20 protein-coding genes are annotated in these 21,781 nt (G+C 71.1%); 12 read left to right on the forward strand and 8 right to left on the reverse strand.

Annotated elements, in window-relative coordinates:
* Positions 1–4: 4 nt before the first annotated feature.
* The gene (gene purQ, locus F4558_RS25745; protein ID WP_053651987.1) at positions 5–688 is read right to left on the reverse strand and encodes a phosphoribosylformylglycinamidine synthase subunit PurQ; all 684 of its coding nucleotides are present in this window, start codon (positions 686–688) and stop codon (positions 5–7) included.
* On the reverse strand, positions 685–948 hold the full coding sequence (gene purS, locus F4558_RS25750) for a phosphoribosylformylglycinamidine synthase subunit PurS (protein WP_053651986.1): 264 nt from the start codon (positions 946–948) through the stop codon (positions 685–687). Before purS ends, purQ begins: the two co-directional genes overlap by 4 nt.
* Positions 949–1,302: 354 nt before the next feature.
* Here purS and F4558_RS25755 point away from each other — a divergent pair, with 354 nt between their 5' ends.
* Both F4558_RS25755 and F4558_RS25760 read left to right on the forward strand, forming a co-directional pair.
* Positions 1,303–1,986: a S1 family peptidase gene (locus F4558_RS25755; RefSeq protein WP_053651984.1), complete on the forward strand. Its 684-nt coding sequence runs from the start codon at positions 1,303–1,305 to the stop codon at positions 1,984–1,986.
* Positions 1,987–2,010: 24 nt separating this feature from the next.
* Positions 2,011–2,574, forward strand: a complete 564-nt coding sequence (locus F4558_RS25760) for a YbjQ family protein (RefSeq protein ID WP_082377123.1) — start codon at positions 2,011–2,013, stop codon at positions 2,572–2,574.
* 39 nt (positions 2,575–2,613) lie between these two features.
* On the opposite strand, the gene purB is transcribed toward F4558_RS25760, so the two are convergent.
* The 3 genes from purB to F4558_RS25775 form a co-directional block, all read right to left on the reverse strand.
* Entirely contained in the window at positions 2,614–4,038 is a 1,425-nt protein-coding gene (gene purB, locus F4558_RS25765; RefSeq protein WP_053652348.1) for an adenylosuccinate lyase, read from the reverse strand.
* A gap of 127 nt (positions 4,039–4,165) precedes the next feature.
* Positions 4,166–5,953 (reverse strand): ABC transporter permease family protein, encoded by a 1,788-nt coding sequence (locus F4558_RS25770; RefSeq protein WP_167946288.1) that lies wholly within the window; start codon positions 5,951–5,953, stop codon positions 4,166–4,168.
* A gap of 82 nt (positions 5,954–6,035) precedes the next feature.
* Positions 6,036–7,328: an acetyl-CoA C-acetyltransferase gene (locus F4558_RS25775; protein ID WP_167946290.1), complete on the reverse strand. Its 1,293-nt coding sequence runs from the start codon at positions 7,326–7,328 to the stop codon at positions 6,036–6,038.
* Positions 7,329–7,384: 56 nt separating this feature from the next.
* On the opposite strand from F4558_RS25775, the gene F4558_RS25780 reads away from it, so the two are divergent.
* The 7 genes from F4558_RS25780 (at position 7,385) to F4558_RS25810 (ending at position 14,575) form a co-directional block, all read left to right on the forward strand.
* Positions 7,385–8,752 (forward strand): 3-oxoacyl-ACP reductase, encoded by a 1,368-nt coding sequence (locus tag F4558_RS25780; RefSeq protein ID WP_167946292.1) that lies wholly within the window; start codon positions 7,385–7,387, stop codon positions 8,750–8,752.
* A 155-nt stretch (positions 8,753–8,907) separates the two neighbouring features.
* A complete protein-coding gene (locus tag F4558_RS25785; RefSeq protein ID WP_376767600.1) occupies positions 8,908–9,816 on the forward strand; it encodes a MaoC/PaaZ C-terminal domain-containing protein in 909 nt (302 codons plus the stop codon).
* A 96-nt stretch (positions 9,817–9,912) separates the two neighbouring features.
* Positions 9,913–10,665, forward strand: a complete 753-nt coding sequence (locus F4558_RS25790) for an NUDIX hydrolase (RefSeq protein WP_167946294.1) — start codon at positions 9,913–9,915, stop codon at positions 10,663–10,665.
* On the forward strand, positions 10,662–11,633 hold the full coding sequence (locus F4558_RS25795; RefSeq protein WP_167946296.1) for a protein kinase family protein: 972 nt from the start codon (positions 10,662–10,664) through the stop codon (positions 11,631–11,633). The genes F4558_RS25790 and F4558_RS25795 overlap by 4 nt, the downstream gene beginning before the upstream one ends.
* A 9-nt stretch (positions 11,634–11,642) precedes the next feature.
* Positions 11,643–12,602 (forward strand): hypothetical protein, encoded by a 960-nt coding sequence (locus tag F4558_RS25800; RefSeq protein WP_053651970.1) that lies wholly within the window; start codon positions 11,643–11,645, stop codon positions 12,600–12,602.
* Entirely contained in the window at positions 12,599–13,861 is a 1,263-nt protein-coding gene (locus F4558_RS25805) for an adenylosuccinate synthetase (RefSeq protein ID WP_167946298.1), read from the forward strand. Before F4558_RS25800 ends, F4558_RS25805 begins: the two co-directional genes overlap by 4 nt.
* 93 nt (positions 13,862–13,954) lie before the next feature.
* Positions 13,955–14,575 carry a DedA family protein gene (locus F4558_RS25810; protein WP_167946300.1) on the forward strand — a complete coding sequence of 207 codons (621 nt, stop codon included), beginning with the start codon at positions 13,955–13,957 and terminating at the stop codon, positions 14,573–14,575.
* A gap of 66 nt (positions 14,576–14,641) precedes the next feature.
* Here F4558_RS25810 and F4558_RS25815 read toward each other — a convergent pair whose 3' ends face one another.
* Entirely contained in the window at positions 14,642–15,277 is a 636-nt protein-coding gene (locus tag F4558_RS25815) for a TetR/AcrR family transcriptional regulator (RefSeq protein WP_053651965.1), read from the reverse strand.
* Between the two features lie 68 nt (positions 15,278–15,345).
* Here F4558_RS25815 and F4558_RS25820 point away from each other — a divergent pair, with 68 nt between their 5' ends.
* The 3 genes from F4558_RS25820 to F4558_RS25830 all read left to right on the forward strand — a co-directional run bounded on the left by F4558_RS25820 (position 15,346) and on the right by F4558_RS25830 (position 18,836).
* Positions 15,346–15,798: an SCP2 sterol-binding domain-containing protein gene (locus F4558_RS25820; protein ID WP_053651963.1), complete on the forward strand. Its 453-nt coding sequence runs from the start codon at positions 15,346–15,348 to the stop codon at positions 15,796–15,798.
* 1 nt (position 15,799) lies between these two features.
* A complete protein-coding gene (locus F4558_RS25825; protein WP_167946302.1) occupies positions 15,800–17,014 on the forward strand; it encodes an acyl-CoA dehydrogenase family protein in 1,215 nt (404 codons plus the stop codon).
* A gap of 259 nt (positions 17,015–17,273) precedes the next feature.
* Positions 17,274–18,836 (forward strand): AMP-binding protein, encoded by a 1,563-nt coding sequence (locus F4558_RS25830; protein ID WP_167947659.1) that lies wholly within the window; start codon positions 17,274–17,276, stop codon positions 18,834–18,836.
* A gap of 54 nt (positions 18,837–18,890) precedes the next feature.
* Here the strand turns inward: F4558_RS25830 and purD are convergent, their stop codons facing one another.
* Together purD and F4558_RS25840 are read right to left on the reverse strand one after the other, a co-directional pair.
* A complete protein-coding gene (gene purD / locus F4558_RS25835) occupies positions 18,891–20,141 on the reverse strand; it encodes a phosphoribosylamine--glycine ligase (protein ID WP_167946304.1) in 1,251 nt (416 codons plus the stop codon).
* A gap of 114 nt (positions 20,142–20,255) precedes the next feature.
* Entirely contained in the window at positions 20,256–21,545 is a 1,290-nt protein-coding gene (locus F4558_RS25840) for an adenylosuccinate synthase (protein WP_167946306.1), read from the reverse strand.
* Between the last annotated feature and the right edge of the window lie 236 nt (positions 21,546–21,781).

Genomic DNA, 21,781 nt, shown 5'->3' on the forward strand with positions numbered 1-21,781 from the left:
GCGTTCACGCCGGTGCCCCCACCAGGTGCTTGAGGACCGAGGTGAAGAAGCCGAGGCCGTCCAGCGAGGGGCCGGTGAGCGCCTCCACGGCGTGCTCGGGGTGCGGCATGATGCCGACCACGTTGCCGGCGGCGTTGGTGATCGCGGCGATGTCACGCTGCGAGCCGTTGGGGTTGCCGCCGATGTAGCGGGCGACCACCCGGCCTTCGGCTTCGAGCTGGTCCAGGGTCGCGGTGTCGGCGACGTAGCAGCCCTCGCCGTTCTTCACCGGGATGAGCACCTCCTGGCCGGGCTGGAACGCGTTGGTCCAGGCGGTGCCGACCGACTCGATGCGCAGGATCTGGTCCCGGTTACGGAAGTGCAGGTGTTGGTTGCGGGTGAGCGCACCGGGCAGCAGGTGCGCCTCGCAGAGGATCTGGAAGCCGTTGCAGATGCCGAGCACCGGCAGGCCACCCTGGGCGGCGTCCACGATCGTCTCCATCACCGGTGCGAACCGGGCGATGGCGCCGCAGCGCAGGTAGTCGCCGTAGGAGAAGCCGCCGGGGAGCACTACGGCGTCCACCCCGTGCAGGCTCGGGTCACCGTGCCAGAGCCGGACCGGCTCGGCGCCGGAGATCCGGACGGCACGGGCCGCGTCCCCGTCGTCGAGTGAGCCGGGGAAGGTGACGACACCGACCCGGGCGGTCACGAGCGGGCGTCCGCGGTCTCGTCGGCCTCGACCAGGCGGACGGTGAAGTCCTCGATGACCGGGTTGGCGAGCAGCTTGTCGGCGATCTCCCGGGCCCGGTCCAGGTCGGGTTCACCGGTGAAGTCGATCTCGATCCGCCTGCCGATCCGAACTGAGGCGACGTCGCTGACGCCGAGCCGGGGCAGCGCGTTTGCGACGGCCTGGCCCTGCGGATCGAGGATCTCGGGCTTGAGCATGACGTCGACGACGACGCGAGGCACTGGGCACTCCTGACTGTGTACGCAGTTGGGTGCCGACCCACAACGGGCGAGCGCAGCCAGCCTACCTGGCAGATACCGCCGCGGACGCACCGGCCGGGCGCAGTTCAGGCAGTGATCAACATAACTGGTGGCCGAACCTGTCCAAGATCCGGGACACACGCTCCCACCAGGGCATATACGGCGTCGCGGGTAGCTGAATCGTTACATTGCCGCATCTCGATCAAATTCTTGAAAACAACTCCGGACCGCCTTACTCTACATCGACGTAGTTCGATGCCAGCGCCGGCGGGGACCTCCGTCGGCGCCCTCCCGCACCCGGCGACCCCGGGTCCGCCCCGTCCAAGGAGTCCCCCGATGCGCATCCGTCCCCTGCTCGCCATGCTCGGCGTCGCGCTCGCCGGCGCCCTCGGCAGCGCCTCCGGCGCGGTCGCCGCCCCGGCCGGCCCTCAGCCCATCATCGGCGGCAACACCGTCTCGTCCGCGCCCTGGGCCGCCGCGGTGCTCAGCAACGGCTCGTTCACCTGCTCCGGCAGCGTGATCGCACCGCAGTGGGTGCTCACCGCCCGACACTGCATCAGCGGCACCATGTCGGTACGGGTCGGCAGCGTCTACCGGGCCTCCGGCGGCGTCACCCGCACGGTCAGCGCCACCTACACCCGCAACGACCTGGCCCTCATGCGGCTCTCCAGCACCGTCAGCACCTCGACGGTGAGCCTCGCCAGCAGCAACCCGCCGATCGGCTCCACCAACTCGATCTACGGCTGGGGCATGACCTGCTACAGCGGCTGCTCCGCGTCCAGCCAACTCAAGACCGCCACCGTCCGGGTCACCAGCAACAGCGCCACCGACGCGTACGGCGGGCAGGCCATCCGCAGCAGCCGGATCAGCGGGAACGCCTGGCGGGGAGACTCGGGCGGTCCGCAGTTCTACAACGGCCAGCAGGTCGGAGTGGCCTCCACGGCCGACGGCTCCAGCATCCAGAACTACGGCAGTGTCGCGTACAACAGGGCCTGGATCACCTCGACGGCCGGTGTCTGACGGTTAGAGCCCCGCGCGGCGCGGATGGTCGGCAGCGTGCCGGCCGTCCGCGCCGCGTCGTTTTGCAGCATCCGATCAGGTGAACAATGCACACGATCGGGTCGCCCCACTCCTGACAGCATCGGAACCGTGCTGGTCGTGACGACGGAGCAACTGCCCGGCTACGAAATCCGCCAGATCCTCGGTGAGGTGGTGTCATCGATGGCCAGGACGCGCAACCCGTACCGCGAGGGGGTCAAGAACCTGCGCGGTGGCGCGTACGACCCGATGGCGCCCGACAACCTCACCCGCTGGCGTACCGACTCGGTGTCCCGTCTCGGCGAGGAAGCCCTGCGGCTCGGCGCGAACGCGGTGATCGGCATGCGCTTCGACAGCCGGGACTGCGGCGAGATGTGGATGGAGATCTGCGCGTACGGCACAGCGGTGATCGCCGTACCCACGATGGCCGAGGTCATGCCGGCCGACCAGCCTGCGGTCGCCGCGGACACCGCGCACGACCCGGGCTTCGCGGAGTCCCTCGGCGGCATCGCCGAACCCGCGAGCGCCCCGAACCTCCGCACAGCCGCCGAAACCCCAACCCGCGAGTAACGCCCACCCACGCCCACCCCGAAGCGGTGATGCCGGAGGTTAGAGGATCGGCGGCGGGGAATAGGTTGCGGCGTTCGGGTGGGTTTCTACCACCTTGGTGATGCGGCGGGTCAGTGCTGCCACCTGGGCGGGGGCGGCACCCACGAAGGCCGTGCGGTCGGCTACCAGGGTGTCGATGTCGGCGCGGGACAGGCCGAGGCGACCGTCGGCGGCCAGCCTGTCGAACAGGTCGTTCTCCGGAGCGCCCTTCTCGCGCATGGCCAGCGCCACCGCTACGGCGTGCTCCTTGATCACCTCGTGCGCGACCTCACGACCAACGCCCCGCCGGACCGCCGCCACCAGGATCTTCGTGGTGGCCAGGAACGGCAGGAACCGCTCCAACTCCCGGTTGATCACCGCCGGGTATGCGCCGAACTCGTCGAGCACGGTGAGGAACGTCTGGAACAGCCCGTCGGCGGCGAAGAACGCGTCCGGCAGGGCCACCCGGCGGACCACCGAGCAGGACACGTCCCCCTCGTTCCACTGGTCACCGGCCAGCTCGCCGACCATCGACAGGTAACCCCGGATGATCACCGCGAAGCCGTTCACCCGCTCCGACGAGCGGGTGTTCATCTTGTGCGGCATCGCGCTGGAGCCGACCTGGCCCGGCTTGAAGCCCTCGGTGACCAGCTCCTGGCCGACCATCAGCCGGATCGTGGTGGCCAGCGACGACGGCGCGGCGGCGGTCTGCGCCAGCGCGGCAAGCACGTCGAAGTCGAGCGAGCGCGGGTAGACCTGCCCGACGCTGTCCAGTACGCGGGAGAAGCCCAGGTGCTCGGCGACCCGCCGCTCCAACTCGGCGACCTTGTCGGCGTCGCCGTCGAAGAGGTCGAGCTGGTCGGCTGCCGTGCCGACCGGCCCCTTGATCCCGCGCAGCGGGTAGCGGGCGATCAGCTCCTCCAGCCGCTCGTACGCGATCAGCAGCTCCTCCGCCGCCGAGGCGAACCGCTTGCCAAGCGTGGTGGCCTGCGCGGCGACGTTGTGCGAACGGCCGGTCATGACGAGCTCGGAGTGCTCGTGGGCCAGCCACGCCAGCCGGGCGAGGGTGGCCACCACCCGGTCCCGGATCAGCTCCAGCGAGGCGCGCACCTGCAACTGCTCGACGTTCTCGGTGAGATCCCGCGAGGTCATGCCCTTGTGCACGTGCTCGTGCCCGGCGAGCGCGCTGAACTCCTCGATCCGGGCTTTCACGTCGTGCCGCGTGACCCGCTCCCGCTCGGCGATCGAGGCGAGGTCGACCTGGTCGAGCACCCGCTCGTACGCCTCGACCACACCGTCGGGCACCGGCACGCCCAGGTCGCGCTGGGCGCGGAGCACGGCGAGCCAGAGTCGCCGCTCCATCCGGACCTTCTCCTCCGGCGACCAGAGGGCGACAAGCTCGGGTGAGGCGTAACGGTTGGCGAGCACGTTCGGGATCGTCGTCACGTACCTCATTCTCGCCTACCCCACGACGGGCGACCTGGTCGGGCACGGCTTCGCGGCATCCCGGCGGCGAGGACGGCCCCTGCCCGCTACAGCCCGGCCGTGGGCGGGCTGTAGCGGAGGCCGGGCGCTAGGACTGCCGCGGGTCCCGTTCCGTGACGTCGTTCTGGTCGGTCTGCGGAAGGGCCGACGCCGCGACACCGGCAGGCATCGCACCGGTAGCCGCGGCACCGGTAGGCCCGGCACCGGCGTGCGGCTTGGCCTCCTGTCGGCCCGCCAGGATGACGAGCCGGTCGAGGTAGAGCAACTGCAACGCCAGGAAGGCGAGCAGGAAGAACAGCAGCATCGGCAAGGGCAGTATCTGAGCCAGATCTCCCTGCGCGGTGCCCTCAGCGTCGAACCGCCCCCGAAGCCGGTAGAGCAGGAAATTCGGTGCCGGCCACAGCCCGTTCTGCGCGACTACCAGGCGCGGCCACAGCCAGTCCTGCGCGGCGACCAACCAGGTCAGCAGCCCGGCCCCGGCCACCATCGGCAGGGCGGGCAGCAGCATCGTCGAGATGAACCGGCCGCTGCCCTCCCAACGTTCCCGCTGACCCCGGAAGAACAGGGTGAACACCACGAGCGCGGGGATGGAGAGCCAGCTCGGCGGGATCAGCGCCGCGAAGGTGTTCAACTGCTCGGCGTCACGAGCCCGGAGGTAATGGGCGCCCGCGAGTGGGCCGACGCCGACGAAGAGCCAGGGTGCGAAGGGCAGCAGGAGAAGCTCGCTGGCCCGGCCCAGCGGGCGCAGGCCACCGATCGCAAATCCGGCCAGCGCGGCGAGGCCCACCCCGATCACCGTCGAGATCAGCGGTGGCAGCCAGGTGTTGATCTGAATTTGGCCGGCGGTGACACCCCGGGGCAGCGCCGTCACGTCGGCGGTGAGCAGCCGCAGCCACGGCGTCAACACGTACGCGAGCACGCCGAGGAACGCCAGCAGCCCCACCACCAGGAGGCCGAGTGCGACACGACTCCGCACGGCAGGGGTCGGTTCCGCCGGGCGGTCGCGCCAACCGGTGAAGGCGATCCGCGTACGGGTCAGCAGGAGCAGGGCGACGGCGAGGAGGCCGAGCGTTCCCAGCAGCACCAACAGCACCGCGCTGCCGGCAGCGCCGACACCGGTCTGGGCGAGGACGAAGGTCTGCTGGTAGACGTCCAGCAACGGAGTTCTGTTCTGCCCCCTCTGGGCGACGACGGGCCACTGGAGGGACCAGGACTGCATCGTCACCGCGACGACGGTCAGCGCCAGCACGCCGCCGGCGGCCAGGGCCGCCGGCAGGGACCTGCCGTGGGGGCGGCGGCACCACACGGCGAGGAAGACTGTGGCACCGATCGCGATCACCAGCCCGGCGGGCAGCAGCGCCACCGTACTGATGGCGGAGGTCTTCCCCGGGCCGGTGCCGGCCTGTTCCATCGTCCGCGCCGTCCCCACGGCGAGCGGGGCGTAGGCGGCCAGCGGCACGGCCAGCAGCGCCCGGGTGACAAGTCTCGGCACCCGCCCGGCCCGCTCCGCCGCGAGCGCGAGCGCAGGGGCGACGATCAGCGCGAGCAGCACCGGTATCAGTGCGAGCAGCAGCACGTAGACCAGGTCACCGAGGAATCCCGAGGCGACGATCTCTCGGTAGTTGTCCAGGCCGCCATCGGAGGCTCGGCTGCGGCGGTTCGGCACCAGTCTTCCTGGCCCGAAACTATCCACAATGGTGCTGATCGACGGAATGACGTACGACCACAGCAGGGCGACGGCGGCCGGCACGATCAGGGCCAGGCCGGTGACGATCTGGGCCGTCCGACTCAGCCGGACGCCCCCCGACGGCGGCCGAGGGGGCGGCACGGCGAAACGAGGCTGTGGACCGGAGGTGGACATCGGGGCGGTCGACATCGGGCTTGATCCTTCAGGGCATGGGGAAGGGCGGGGTCAGGCTAGCCCTCCCATGCACGCATCACGATCTAGGAAGCGTCGATCAGCGCTCCAGGATCGCCGTCACGCCCTGACCGCCGGCCGCGCAGATGGAGATCAACCCGCGGCCGCTGCCCTTCTCGGCGAGCAGCTTTGCCAGGGTCGCGACGATCCGGCCGCCGGTGGCGGCGAACGGGTGCCCGGCGGCCAGCGACGAGCCGTTGACGTTGAGCTTCTCCCTGTCGATCGCGCCGAGCGGGGCGTCCAGGCCGAGCCGGTCCTTGCAGAACTCCGGCGACTCCCAGGCGGCGAGGGTGGCCAGCACCTGGGACGCGAACGCCTCGTGGATCTCGTAGTAGTCGAAGTCCTGCAACGTCAGCCCGGCACGGGCCAGCATGCGGGGCACCGCGTACGTGGGGGCCATCAGGAGCCCTTCTTCGCCGTGCACGAAGTCCACGGCTGCCGTCTCCGACCAGCTGAACCAGGCCAGCACCGGCAGGTTGTGCGCGGCAGCCCACTCCTCGCTGGCAAGCAGCACTGTGGACGCGCCGTCGGTGAGAGGCGACGAGTTGCCGGCGGTCATCGTGGCGTGCTCGGCGTCCGGGCCACGGGTGCCGAAGACCGGCTTGAGCGAGCCGAGCTTCTCCACGCTCGTGTCCGGACGGAGGTTCTGGTCGCGGGTGAGCCCCAGGTACGGCGTCATCAGGTCGTCGAAGAAGCCCTTGTCGTACGCGGCGGCCAGCCGCTGGTGCGAGCGCAGCGCCAGCTCGTCCTGGGATCGCCTGTCGATCTGCCAGCGCATGGCGGTCTGGGCGGCGTGGTCCCCCATCGACAGGCCGGTACGCGGCTCGGCGTTGCGGGGGATCTCCGGCTTGAACGGCTGGAGCGGGCGCAGCTTCGCGGCGATCTTCATCCGCTCGCCCAAGGTCCGGGCGGAGTTGAGTTTGAGCAGGGTGCGCCGCATGTCCTCGTTGACGGCGAGCGGCGCGTCGGAGGTGGTGTCGACACCGCCGGCGATGCCGACGTCGATCTGACCGAGGGCGATCTTGTTGGCGACCAGGATCGCTGCCTCCAGGCCGGTGCCGCACGCCTGCTGGATGTCGTACGCCGGTGTGTGCGGGTCGAGCCGGGAGCCGAGCACCACCTCACGGGTGAGGTTGAAGTCACGGGAGTGCTTGAGCACCGCACCGGCCACCACCTCGCCGACCCGCTGTCCGGCCAGCCCGTACCTGGCGATCAGGCCGTCCAGCGCCGCGCCGAGCATGTCCGCGTTCGACGCCTGCGCATAGCGGGAGTTGGAGCGGGCAAAGGGGATGCGGTTGCCGCCGATGACCGCGACCCGTCGGATGCTCTGCACGATCCGCCTCCTTGAAGATGTGTTGCGCCAACCCTACTCGCCAGTAGGCTACGCCCATGAGCGACAGGTACGCGAGCTTCGTCCAATCAGCCGCCGGCCGCGCGCTGGTCAAGCGTCTCGGGCTGCCCGACCCGCCGCGACTGCGCCGACACCACCCCGGCGATCCGCTGCTGCCCGGGCCGTTGCTGCTCGGCGCGGCCACCGGCGGGCGACTCGCCGAGCCGATCGCCAAGATCCTGGCATCCGCCGGGGTCGAGCTGGCCGACCAGGCCACCGCCGCCCACAGCGACACCCCGCAGCGGTACGGGGCGCTGGTCTTCGACGCCACCGGGATCACCGACTCGACCGACCTTCGCCAGCTGTACGACTTCTTCCACCCGCAGGCCCGGGCCGTGCTGCCCAGCGGTCGGGTGATCGTGCTCGGCACCCCGCCATCGGAGTGCCCGACGCCGCGCGAGGCCACGGCCCAACGCGCTCTGGAGGGGTTGGTCCGCAGCATCGGCAAGGAGTTCGGCAGGGGCACCACCGCACAGCTCGTCTACGTGACAGGCGACGCCAGCGCCCCCGGGACCCGTACCAGCCTCGAATCGACACTGCGGTTCCTGCTGTCCGGCCGCTCCGCGTACGTCTCGGGGCAGGTCATCCGGGTTGGCGACGGCACGGCGAGCGCCCCGGCGGACTGGGATCGTCCCCTGGACGGGCAGGTCGTGCTCGTGACCGGCGCGGCCCGGGGCATCGGCGCGGCGCTGGCCCGGGTCCTGGCCCGCGACGGCGCGCAGGTGGTGGCGCTGGACATCCCGGCCGCCGGGGATGCCCTGGCCGCCGTGGCGAACGACATCGGCGGTACGGCAGTGCAGCTCGACCTGACCGCGCCGGACGCCCCGACCCGGCTCGCCGACCACCTGGCCAGCCGCCACGGTCGGGTCGACGTGGTGGTGCACAACGCGGGAATCACCCGGGACAAGACGCTCGGCCGGATGGACGCCGACCGGTGGGACCAGGTGATCGACGTGAACCTCTCCAGCCAGGAGCGGATCAACGACGTCCTACTGGAACGGGAGCTGATCCCGGCCGGCGGGCGGATCGTGTCGGTCTCGTCGATCGCCGGGATCGCCGGCAACCGGGGGCAGACCAACTACGCCACCAGCAAGGCCGGCGTGATCGGGCTTGTCGACTCGCTCGCCCCGGCTCTGCACGAGCGGGGGATCAGCGTCAACGCGGTGGCCCCCGGCTTCATCGAGACCCGCCTGACGGCGCGCATCCCGCTTGTCGTCCGTGAGGCGGGCCGGCGGATGAACAGCCTGTCGCAGGGCGGGTTGCCGGTCGACGTGGCGGAGGCGATCGGCTGGTTGGCGTGGCCGGCGTCCGGCGCGGTCAGCGGCAACGTCGTACGCGTCTGCGGCCAGAGCCTGCTGGGGGCGTGATGGCGAGAAGAGGACAGCCCACCGGGGAGCCGGATGACCTGTCGGTCCACGAACTGATCGACGGCCCCACCGAGATCCTGTCGCGGGAGACCCTGGACGCGATCCGCCGTCCGGAGCCCGCCGGTCACGACCTGAGCGTCGAGCAGACACACGACCTGGCCGCCGGAACCGACGCGACCCGCGACCTCTCCGGCGCGCAACCGGCCAACCGCACCCGGGAGCGCATCGAACTGCCCCGGATGCCGGCGGCCGGACCGCTGTACCGGCGGGCGTTGCTCGGTGCGCTGCCGGGCCTCGGCAAGGGGCGGCGCGGGAACGACCTGCCGGCGGCCGAGCTGGCAGTGGACGGCGTGAGCGTCGACAGGACGCACCTTGCCGACTACGACCGGGTCTGCGGGTTCCGGCTCACCGATCAGCTCCCCGCGACGTTTCCGCACGTCATGGGCTTTCCACTGAGCCTGCGGCTGATGACCGCGCCGGACTTTCCCCTCCCGCTGACCGGCCTGGTGCACATCGACAACCGGATCACAGTGCACCGCCCGATCACCGCCGACGAGGCCATCGACTTCACGACGTACGCCCAGGATCTGCGCCCGCACGACCGGGGGCGGCAACTGGACGTGGTGCTTGTCGGCTCGGTGGACGGGGAGGAGGTCTGGCGCGGCGTCTCCACGTACCTGGGTCGGGAGCCCACGGCCGGCGGCGGTGAGCGGCGCGACCGGAGCGGGCGCACCGAGGTGCCCGCCGGTACGGCCCGCTGGCGTGTCGAACCCCGGGTCGGCACCGAGTACGCGCGGGTCTCCGGGGACCACAACCCGATCCACACGTCAGTGCTCGGGGCGCGGCTGTTCGGGTTCCGCCGGCCGATCGCGCACGGCATGTGGAGCAAGGCGCGATGCCTCGCAGCGCTGGAAAACCGGCTGCCTGACGCCTACACGGTCGAGGTCGCCTTCAAGCTGCCGGTGTCGTTGCCGAGCACCGTGAGCTTCGCGCTGCTGCCGGACGGCGGGTTCGCCCTGCACGACTCGCGTGGCCGACCGCACCTGGTGGGCCTCCTGCGCTGACGCGCCAGTGCCGATCCCGGATCCGGGCTTGGCACTGGCGTTCTCGTGCGCTAAGTTGTTCTCACAGAGAGATGTTCTCAAAGTGAGGGTGACGCGATGAACGAGCAGGAGTTCCTGGAGGCGTACGACCCCCGGGCCTACCCGTCGGTCGCCGTGACCGTCGACGTGGTAGCGCTGACCATCCGCGACGGCGCGCTGCACCTCTTGCTGATCCAGCGGGGCCAGCCACCCTTCGAGGGGCACTGGGCGCTGCCCGGCGGCTTCGTCCAACCCGACGAGGACCTCGCCGCCGGTGCCCGACGTGAGCTGGCCGAGGAGACCGGGCTCGGCGGCGAGGGGCTGCGCCGCGTACACCTGGAGCAGTTGGGCAGCTACGGCGCTCCCGACCGCGACCCGCGGATGCGCGTCGTCTCGGTCGCCCACCTCGCGTTCGCCCCCGACCTGCCCGACCCGGCCGCCGGCAGCGACGCCGACGCGGCGACCTGGCTGCCGGTGACCGCCCTGACCAGCCGGCAGCTCGCCTTCGACCACGGCCGGATCATCGACGACGCGCTTGAGCGCGCCCGCTCCAAGCTCGAATACACCCCACTCGCCACGCGCTTCCTCGCCGCCGAGTTCACCATCAGCGAGCTACGCGCCGTCTACGAGACGGTCTGGGGTCACCCCCTGCACGCCGGCAACTTCCACCGCAAGGTGCTGTCCGTGCCGGGCTTCGTGGAAAGCACCGGCGCCAGCACCGAGCGCGGCGGCTCGCGGGGTGGCCCCCGCGCCCGGCTCTACCGGGCCGGCGACGCCCGGCTGCTGCACCCCGCGCTGCTGCGCCCCGCCCGCGAGGAGACGGTGCGATGAGGACCGCGGAGGCCATCGGCCTGGTCACTGCCGCCCGCACCGACACCGACCTGTTCGGCACGGACCAGCCGGCCAGGCGCTACCGCGAGCTGGTCGCGGCCCTGCACCCCGACCGCCTGACGGCCGACCCGGCGGTACGCGCCGAAGCCCTCGACGCGTTCATCCACGTCACCACCCGGTGGCAGGCCCGGCAGGTCACAGTCCTCGGCGACTACCGCCTCGGCGCGCTTGCCCACTCCGGTGACCTTGCCGACCTCTACGACGTCGGAGACGACAGGCTGCTCAAGCTGCCCCGGCGGCCCACCGACAACGACCTCATGGCCCGCGAGGCACACGCCCTGCACACCATCGCCGAACGCGGCGACCCGCGCTACCTGCCGTACGTGCCCCGACTCGTCGACGAGTTCCGGCACTCCGACGCCGCGACCGGCGCCGAACGGCGGATCAACGTGCTCGCCACCGCGCCCGGCCTGCACGACCTCGACGCGGTGCGGCGCGCGTACCCCGACGGGCTGGACGCCCGCGACGTGGCCTGGATGTGGCGGCGGCTGCTCGTGGCACTCGGCCTGGCCCACCGGGCCGGCGTGGTGCACGGCGCGGTCCTGCCGCGACACGTGCTGATCGAGCCGGCCGCCCACGGCGTGGTGCTCGTCGACTGGTGCTTCTCCGCGCCCGTCGGCAGCACGATCCCGGCCATGGTGCCCGGCTACCAGGACTGGTATCCGCCGGAGGTCTTCCAGAAGCGGCAGTGCGGGCCGGGCACCGACATCTGGATGGCGACCCGCTGCATGACCTCGCTGCTGAACCGCCACGCGCCGCGCGAGCTGCTCGCCTTCGCCCAGGGCTGCCGGCAGCGGTTCCTCAAGGACCGGCCCGACGACGCGTGGCGCCTGCTACGCGAATTCGACAACGTGCTGGGCCGGCTCTACGGGCCACGCACCTTCCGCCCCTTCACCCTCACCCCCTAAGGAGCTGTCATGGGCAGTGGAATCTGGTCCACCGACGTGTACGACGCCGCCGACCGCTACCGCAGGTCGACCGGCAAGAGCGCCTTCTCCTACAGCGACAGCGGGGCCCGCACCGTGCACCCCGCACTCGACCCCCGGGAGGCGACGCGGGAGAGCCGCGACTCCGACGAACACCCCCGGTCGACGCCCGTCGCGGTGCTCTTCGACGTGACAGGCTCGATGCTCAAGGTGCCGCGCGTCCTGCAGACCAAGCTGCCGCAGCTGCTCGGGCTGCTGCAACGGCAGGGCTACGCAAGCGACCCGCAGATCATGTTCGGGGCGATCGGGGACGCCACCTGCGACCGGGTGCCGTTGCAGGTCGGCCAGTTCGAGTCGGACAACCGAATGGACGACGACCTCGGCCGGATCGTCCTCGAAGGCGGTGGCGGCGGGCAGATGACCGAGTCGTACGAGCTGGCCATGTACTTCATGGCCCGGCACACCGCCACCGACAACTGGGACAAGCGCGGCCGGCGCGGCTACCTGTTCATCATCGGCGACGAGCTGGCGTACCCGACGGTGAAGGCGCGGGAGGCTGCCGGCGTGATCGGTGACAACCTGACCGAGGACGTGCCGCTGCGGCACATCGTCGACGAGGTGACGAGCCGCTGGGACACCTACTACCTGCTCCCCGCCGGCAGCCACTACGCCGGCAACGCGAAGGTGCTCGACTTCTGGCGGGACCTGCTCGGGCAGAACGCGGTGGTCCTCGACGACCTCGATGCGGTCTGCGAGACCATCGCGCTCACCATCGGCCTCGGTGAGCAGGCCATCGACCTTGACGAGGGCCTGCGTCACCTGGACCGCGCGGGCTCCACCGCCACCGGCACCGTGTCGAAGGCGCTGGCCCGCCTCAACCGGGGGCGGCGCGCCGAGGTGTCGACGCTGCCGGCCTTCCGCGACACCACAGGCGGGGTGACCCGACTGTGAGGCACGTGGCGGTGGTCGACCTCGGCTATGGCGACGCTGGCAAGGGCACTGTCGTGGACTGGCTCTGCGCCACCCGACCCGTGCACACGGTCGTCCGCTTCAACGGGGGCGCGCAGGCGGCGCACAACGTCGTGCTGCGCGACGGGCGGCACCACACGTTCGCACAGTTCGGCGCCGGCACCTTCCACCCCGGCGTGCGTACGCACCTGTCGCGGCACGTGGTGGTGGACCCGCTGGCGCTGGCCGCCGAGGCCGACCATCTCGCCACTGTCGGGGTGCCCGACGCGCTGGACAGGTTGACAGTGGACGGGTCGGCACTGCTCGCCACCCCGTACCACCGGGCCGCCAACCGGGCCCGGGAGATCGCCCGGGGAGCCGACCGGCACGGCTCCTGCGGGCTGGGTGTGGGCGAGGCCGTCGCGTACGGTCTCGCCCACCCCGACGACGCGCCACGGGTCGCCGACTGCCGCAGCCCAGCGCTGCTGCGCCGTCGGCTGACCGTCCTGCGGGACCGGCTCACCGCCGAACTCGGCCCGCTGGACGCCCCGCCGGTCGAGGACTGCCTGCCCGCGTTCACCGGGTTCGCCGGCCGGGTCGCGATCGTCGACGGCAGCTGGCTCGCCGGGGCGCTGCGCTCCGGGACGTGCGTCTTCGAGGGTGCACAGGGGGTGCTGCTGGACGAGTGGCACGGCTTCCACCCGTACACGACGTGGAGCACCACCACGTTCACAAACGTCGACGGCCTGCTCGCCGAGGCGGGCCTGCCCGGCGAGGTGGCCCGGCTCGGGGTGCTGCGGATCGTCACCACCCGGCACGGGGCCGGCCCGCTGGTGACCGAGGACCAGGCGCTGCCGTTCACCGACCGGCACAACGCCACGAACCCGTGGCAGGGCCGGTTCCGGTTCGGCCACTTCGACGCTGTCGCCCACCGGTACGCCCTCGCGGCAGCCGGCGGCGTCGACGGCCTCGCGCTCACCCACCTCGACCTCGCCGGCCCCGGCCTGCGGATCTGCCGCCGCTACGACACCACCGACCGGATCACCCCGGGCCCGCCCGGTGACCTGGACCGGCAGGCCGCGCTCACCGCCCGCCTGCTGCGCTCCCGCCCGGTGTACGACGATCCACCGTCGGACTGGCCGGAGGCGGTACGCGCCGAGCTGGGCGCGCCCGTGGTGCTGACCTCTCACGGCCCCACCGCCGGGGACAAGACACCGCACGGGCCGCTGCTCGCGGCACCGGCCCTGGCCCGGTCGGTCTGATGTTCCTGACCCGGTCGGCCTGACGTCCGGACCGAAGGCGGATGATCCGCCGACTCGGCCTCCGGGCGGGTCGCACCCGGCGAGCATTGGTGCATGGAAGCCCTGCTCGACCTTCTCCGTGGGACCGTCACGTCACCGTGGGTGTACCTGGTGATCTTCGGCCTCACCGCGGTCGACGCGTTCTTCCCCGCGGTGCCGGGCGAGGCGGCGGTGATCACCGCGGCGGTGCTCGCCGCCGACGGCGGGCACCCCGATCTGACTCTGGTGATCGTCAGCGCCGCCCTCGGCGCGCTGATCGGCGACCACATCTCGTATGCCATCGGGCGGGGCGGCGGCGCGAACCGGCTGGCCCACCTACCGGATGGCAGTCGCCGGCGGGCCGGCTCCGAGTGGGCTCGCCGCGCCGTTGACAGGCGCGGCGGGATAATCCTGACCACCAGCCGGTACGTGCCCGGCGGCCGGACGGCCGTCACCCTCACCATGGGCGCGGTGCGCTATCCCCGCCGGGCGTTTCTGCTGTACGACAGCATCGCGGCGGTCACCTGGGCGCTGTACTGCGGCCTGCTCGGCTACTTCGGTGGGCTGGCCTTCGAGCGTGACCCGCTGAAGGGCGTCCTGGCCGGCATCGGGCTCTCGCTGATCGTCACGTTCGGTCTGGAAGGTGTGCGATGGCTGCGCCGTCGGGCGCACCGCCGCGCCGCAGCCGGCCGCTGAAACCACTGCCGCCTGCCCGGTTCGGGCGGGCGCGGGACCTTCTCACTCCGACGGCGCGGGACCTTCTCACTCCGGCGGCCGCCAAGTGACGCCGTGCAGGAGTTGGGCGGCGCCGAGCCAGGCCACGTTCATCATCCGGGTTGCGGTCTTCTCCGGGTCGGCCTCCGGACGGTCGGCGAGCCAGTCGGCAAGCGACTCGGTGGCCCCCACCAGCGCGTACGCGACGACTTCCAGGTCGACGGCGCCGACCTCGTGCCCCTCCGCGCGCAGCGCGTGGTCGAGCATCTCGGCGACCACCTCGACGAGCCGGGTCCGCATCGTGGCCAACTCGCCGGCGAACGGCTGCTCGCCCCGGGCCTGCCGGTAGAGCACCGCCCAGCCGTCGCGATGCGCGCCCACGAAGCCGAAGAACGCCCGCAGACCGCGCCAGAGCCGAACGTCCGCCGGCAGGTCGGGGGCGGCGGCACCGGCGATGGCCTGCATCATCCGGGTGCCCTCGCGGTGCAGACAGGCGACGAACAGTTCCTCCTTGGTCCCGAGGTACGCGTAGACCATCGGTTTGGAGATGCCCGCGTACTCCGCGATCTCGTCCATGCTGGCGTGGTGGAAGCCGCGCCGGGAGAAGACCTTCACTGCCGCGTCGAGCATCTGCTGCTCGCGGACGGCACGCGGCAGGCGCTTGAAGGCGGGAGCTGAGGACACCTTGCGAGCATACCTACTGGTGCGTAGGGTTACGCACCAGTAGGCAATCTCCCCGGAAGGCACATCTCATGACTGACTTCGACCCGGCCACCTTCGCCAACGTCGGCCCCAAGGAGTTCGCCCAGCTGGTCAAGTCCACCCCGGACGACAAGATCGCCCAGGTGATGTCCGGTGACATGCGTGGGAAGATCCTCGGCGAGGTGTTCAACCGGATGCCGTCGCTGTTCCGCGCCGACCGGGCCGGCTCCACGAACGCCGTCATCCACTGGATCGTCACCGGTCGCCCGGACGGCGGCAGCGACACCTACGAGGTGGTCATCGCCGACGGCAAGTGCCACGTGAACGAGACCCCGCAGCACGACCCGAAGCTTGCCCTCACCATGGGCCCGGTGGAGTTCCTGAAGATCGTCTCCGGTGGCGCCAACCCGGTCATGATGTTCATGACCGGCAAGCTGAAGGCGAAGGGCGACCTCGGTCTCGCCGCCAACATCGCCAACCTGTTCGACATCCCCAAGGCCTGACATGGCCGAGTTCTCGCTAGACCTGAATGAGGAACAGCGGGACCTGCGGGACTGGGTGCACGGCTTCGCCGCCGAGGTCGTGCGCCCGGCCGCCGCCGAGTGGGACGAGCGCGAGGAAACCCCGTGGCCGGTGATCCAGGAAGCCGCAAAGGTCGGCCTCTACGGCTTCGAGTTCCTCGCCACCTGCTGGGCCGATCCGACCGGGCTCTCCCTGCCGATTGCCAGCGAGGAACTCTTCTGGGGTGACGCCGGCATCGGGCTGAGCATCTTCGGCACCTCGCTCGCCGTCGCCGCCATCTACGGCGCCGGCACCCCCGACCAACTTGTCGAATGGGTGCCGCAGTGCTTCGGCGACGTCGACTCGCCGGCCGTCGCCGCGTTCTGCACGAGCGAACCGGAGGCCGGCTCCGACGTCGGCGCCATGCGCACCCGGGCCGTATACGACGAGGCCACCGACGAGTGGGTGCTCTCCGGGCAGAAGGCGTACGCCACGAACGGCGGCATCGCCGGAGTGCACGTCGTCACCGCCTCGGTCGACCCCACACTCGGCTCCCGCGGCCAGGCCGCATTCGTCGTACCGCCCGGCACCCCCGGCCTGACCGCAACCCGCAAGCTGCGCAAACTCGGCCTCCGCGCCTCGCACACCGCCGACGTCTTCCTCGACGACGTACGGGTGCCCGGCCGGTGCCTGCTCGGCGGTCGGGACGCGCTGCTGCAACGACTCGACCGGGCACGCTCCGGACAGCGATCCACCGGGCAGGCCGCCATGCGCACCTTCGAGCTGTCCCGACCGACGGTGGGCGCGCAGGCGCTCGGCGTGGCCCGGGCCGCCTACGAGTACGCGCTGGACTACGCCAAGGACCGCGTCCAGTTCGGCAGACCGATCATCGAGAACCAGGCGGTGGCGTTCGCGCTGGCCGACATGCGGATGGAGATCGACGCGGCACGGCTGCTGGTCTGGCGTGCCTCCTGGATGGGCCGCAACAACCGCCCGTTCACCGCCGGTGAGGGCTCGATGTCCAAGCTCAAGGCCGGTGAGGTCGCGGTGTCGGTCACCGAGAAGGCCGTACAGTTGCTCGGTGGGGCCGGTTTCCTGCGCGACCATCCGGTGGAGCGCTGGTACCGGGACGCGAAGATCTACACCATCTTCGAGGGCACCTCAGAGATTCAGCGACTGGTAATCTCCCGCGCGATCTCCGGGATGCAGATCCGCTGACCGACGACGCCCGGGCCTGCGCCGTAATCCAGGCCGCGTCTCGAACCCGTCGGTTTCCTGGCCCGGCTCGCCTTGGCAGGGGCCGGGCCAGGAGACCGGCGCCACCACCACACGTCCCAGCCACGATGCGTGCTGCCTTCGTCACCCCACGTTGACGCCAGCTGAGCCTGCCGTCGCGCCCGGACGCATGATCAAGGAAGAAGCCGCCGGGCGCAGGCAAGCAACCCGTCCGCGTACCAATCCCAAGGAGGTCTGCGGCATGGACCTGCCGTTCGTCGTTGCCACGCTGACCCGTCGCGGCCTGCTCACCCCCGGCCGGCCCGTCCGGATCGTCTCGCAGCTCAACGCGCTACGTACCTGGGGGTGGAGCCTCGCCGGCGAACTCCGCCAGGCAGCCGCCCGCGACCCCGGCCGTCCGGCGATCATCGACGAGGACGGCATCGAGCTGACCTACCAGGACCTCCTCGAACGGGCTGAGCGAACGGCCCGGTCGATGCGCGCCAGGCACGGTTTGCAGCCCGGCGACCGGATCGGTGTGCTCTGCCGCAACCACCACGGGCTCATCGAGACGATCGTGGCGGCCACCCTGCTCGGCGTCGACGCGGTCCTCGTCAATACCGGACTCTCCGCAGCCCAACTGCGCACGGTCGCCGAGGAACAGCAGCTACGGCTGCTGGTGCACGACGACGAATTCGCCGAACGGGTCCTCACACTCCCCGCCGACCTGCCCCGCCTCGACGAACGAGCCCGCGAGGAACTGGTCGCCGGAGCGCTGCCTGGCGAACTGCGGCCACCGGAGCGCGACGGCCGGATCATCGTGCTCACCTCCGGCACCACCGGCACACCCAAGGGCGCCCGCCGGCCCACGCCGCACGGCTTCGGTCCCCTCGTGTCCATCATCGACCGCATCCCGCTGCACGTACGGGACCGCGTCATGATCGCCGCACCGATCTTCCACACCTGGGGATTCGCCGCCCTCCAGGTGTGCTTCGCCCTGCGGGCAACGATCGTGCTGCACCGTCGCTTCGACCCGGCCGCCACGCTCGCCGCCCTGGCTGCGCACCAGTGTGACGCCCTGTTCGCCGTACCGGTGATGGTCCAGCGGCTCATGGAGGTGCCCGCACCGGACCCGCGCCCGTCCCTCAAGGCCGTAGCGGTGAGCGGATCGGCACTGCCGGGCGGGCTCGCACCGAAGTTCATGGACGTCTACGGCGACGTCCTCTACAACCTGTACGGCTCCACCGAGGTCTCCTGGGCGTCCATCGCCGGTCCGGACGAACTGCGCCAGGCCCCCACCACGGCGGGCCGACCACCGCACGGCACCCGCGTGCAGATACTCGACGACGACGGCCGGCCCGTGCCGCAGGGACGCGTCGGTCGGATCTTCGTCGGCAACGAGATGCTCTTCGAGGGCTACACGTCCGGCGCCAGCCGGGAGAGCCGCGACGGTCTGCTCGATACCGGTGACCTCGGCCGGCTCAACGCCGACGGGCTGCTCTTCGTCGACGGCCGGGCCGACGACATGATCGTCTCCGGCGGCGAGAACGTCTTCCCGTCCGAGGTGGAGGACCTGCTCGCCGGGCTCCCGCAGGTACGCGAGGCGGCAGTGATCGGCGTGCCCGACCCCGAGTACGGTCAACGGCTCGCCGCGTTCCTCGCCCTGCACCCCGGCGAGACACTCGACTCCGACGCGGTCCGCGAGTACGTCCGGCGCTACCTGGCCCGTTTCTCCGTACCCAGGGACGTGGTCTACGTGAAATACCTGCCCCGCAACGCCACCGGCAAGGTGCTCACCCGGGAACTACGCCGCTACGTCAGCTGACCGCTCCCGGCCGGCTGTCGGACCGCCGCACTGCCCACGGTCCGGCCGCGGGGATCAGCTGGGGATCGTGATCCGGTTGTCGACGGCTGCGGCGGCGATGTCGGTACGGTGCTGCGAGCCGGCCAGCTCCACCCCGTCCACCAGCGCGTACGCGGCGTCCCGCGCGGAGGACAGGTCGGGGCCGGTGGCCGTACCGCAGAGGACCCGGCCACCGGCGGACAGCAACGCGCCGTCGCTGGCCCGGCGGGTGGTCCCCGCGTGGATGATGCCCGGACGGTCCGCGCCGGTGATCACGTCACCGGTGCGCGGCGCCGCCGGGTAGCCCTGCGCGGCGACCACCACTGTGACCGCGGCGCCGTCCCGCCACCGGAGCGGCGGATGCGCGGCAAGCGTGCCGGTCGCCGCAGCGTGCAGCAGCCCGCCCAGCGGGGACTCCAGCAGCGCGAGCACCACCTGGGTCTCCGGGTCGCCGAAGCGGGCGTTGAACTCGATCACACGAGGGCCTGCGGCGGTGATCGCCAGCCCGACGTAGAGCAGACCGGCGAACGGCGTGCCCCGCCGGCGCATCTCGGCCAGGGTCGGGTGGACCACGTCGCGCATGACCTCGTCGACAAGGCCGGGCGGTGACCACGGCAGCGGTGCGTACGCGCCCATGCCGCCGGTGTTCGGGCCGGTGTCGCCGTCACCGATCCGCTTGAAGTCCTGTGCCGGCAGCAGCGGCAGAGCCGCCTCCCCGTCGGTGACCACGAAGAGGCTGACCTCCGGACCGTCGAGGAACTCCTCGACCACGACCCGGCCGCACTCCTGAGCGTGCGCCAGGGCGGCGGCCCGGTCATCGGTCACCACCACGCCCTTGCCGGCGGCGAGCCCGTCGTTCTTCACCACGTACGGTGCGCCGAACTCGTCAAGCGCGCGGCCGGTGCTCTCCGGGTCGGTGCAGGTGTACGCCCGCGCGGTGGGCACACCGGCGGCCGTCATCACGTCCTTGGCGAAGGTCTTGGAGCCCTCCAACTGGGCGGCCTCGCCCGAGGGGCCGAAAGCGGCGATGCCCTTGGCGCGTACCGCGTCGGCGACACCGGCGACCAGCGGCGCCTCCGGCCCGATCACCACCAGGTCAGCCGCGGTCTCCACGGCGAGCGCCGCCACCGCGGCCGGATCCGTCGCGGTCACCTCCCGCAGCTCAGCCACCTCAGCGATACCGGGGTTACCCGGTGCCGCGATCAGCGCGGAAACAGCCGGATCGGAAGCCAACCCGAGCGCGAGAGCGTGCTCCCGCCCACCACCACCCACCAAAAGAACGCGCACGCCCGAGATCCTACTGTCCCCCGCACCGACCTCTGTTGATCATGAGGCTGACGGGTTCCACGGTGATCCATTGGCCCGCCAACCTCATGATCAATGCAGACGATCTGTGCGGGATCAGGGCAGGAGGGGGTGGAGGAGGACGTTTTCTTCTCGGCCCGGGCCCACGCCCACCACGCTCACCCTGGTGTTGCAGAGTTCCTCCACCCGGGCGATGTAGCGGCGGGCGTTCTCCGGCAGGTCGTCGGCGGTGCGGGCCTTGGTGATGTCCTCCCACCACCCGTCGAGCTCCTCGTACACCGGCTTGGCGTGGTGGAAGTCCGTCTGGCTCATCGGCATGTCGTCGACCCGTACGCCGTTGATCTCATAGCCGACGCAGATCGGCACCTTGGGCAGCCCGGTGAGCACGTCGAGCTTGGTGATGACCAGGTCGGTGACGCCGTTGAGGCGGCACGCGTACCGGGCCACCACGGCGTCGAACCAGCCGCACCGGCGCTCCCGGCCAGTGGTGGTGCCGTACTCGCCGCCGACCTTGAGCAGGTGCTGGCCGTTCTCGTCGAAGATCTCGGTCGGGAAGGGCCCGGAGCCGACCCGGGTGGTGTACGCCTTGCTCACCGCGATCACCTTGTTGATCGCGGTGGGCGGGATGCCGGCGCCCACGCAGGCGCCACCTGCGGTCGGGTTGGACGACGTCACGAAGGGGTACGTGCCGTGGTCCATGTCCAGCATGGTGGCCTGGGCGCCCTCCAGCAGCACCGTCTCGCCCCTGTCCAGGGCGTCCCAGAGCATCGACCGGGTCTCGGCGATGTACGGCGTGAGCCGCTCCGCGTACTCCAGGTACTCCTCGACGGTGGCTTCCAGGTCGATCGCCTTGCGGTTGTAGACCTTGAACAGCATCTGGTTCTTCTCGCGCAGCGCGAGTTCCAGCTTCTTGCGCAGGATCCCCGGGTCGAGCAGGTCCTGGAGTCGGATGCCCATGCGGGCGACCTTGTCGCCGTACGCCGGGCCGATGCCCCGCCCGGTGGTGCCGATGCGGGACGAGCCGAGGTAACGCTCGACCACCCGGTCCAACGCCCGGTGGTGCGGCATGATGAGGTGCGCGTCACCCGAGATCCGCAGTCGGGACACGTCGACGCCGCGCTCGGCCAGGCCGTCGATCTCGGCGAGCAGCACCTTCGGATCGACCACCACACCGTTGCCGATGACGATCATCGCGTTCGGCGAGAGCGCACCGGACGGCATCAGGTGCAACGCGTACTTCTGGCCGTCCGGGGTGATCACCGTGTGGCCTGCGTTGTTGCCGCCGGAGTAGCGCACGACGTAGTCGACCCGCTCACCGAGCAGGTCGGTAACCTTGCCCTTGCCCTCGTCGCCCCACTGAGCGCCGAGGAGCACGATCGCTGGCATCTTTTCCGCCTCCAGAAGGCTCGGGTGCCAGGTGGCGACCGGTTGGCGAGCCCGGGGTGTCAGGTTAACAAGTAGTGACGGCGCGACCGGCAGGGGTCGCGGCGAGAGTCAGGAGGCCTCCGTGTACGACGTGGTGCTGCTCACCCTCGGTTCGGAGCGGGACGCTCCCGGGGGCTGCGGCAGCGGCGGAGCCTGCTGCGGTGGCACAACCGAAACCGGCGCACAATCACCAGCCG

This window comes from Micromonospora profundi (genome assembly GCF_011927785.1).
In the GTDB taxonomy this organism is placed as follows: domain Bacteria; phylum Actinomycetota; class Actinomycetes; order Mycobacteriales; family Micromonosporaceae; genus Micromonospora; species Micromonospora profundi.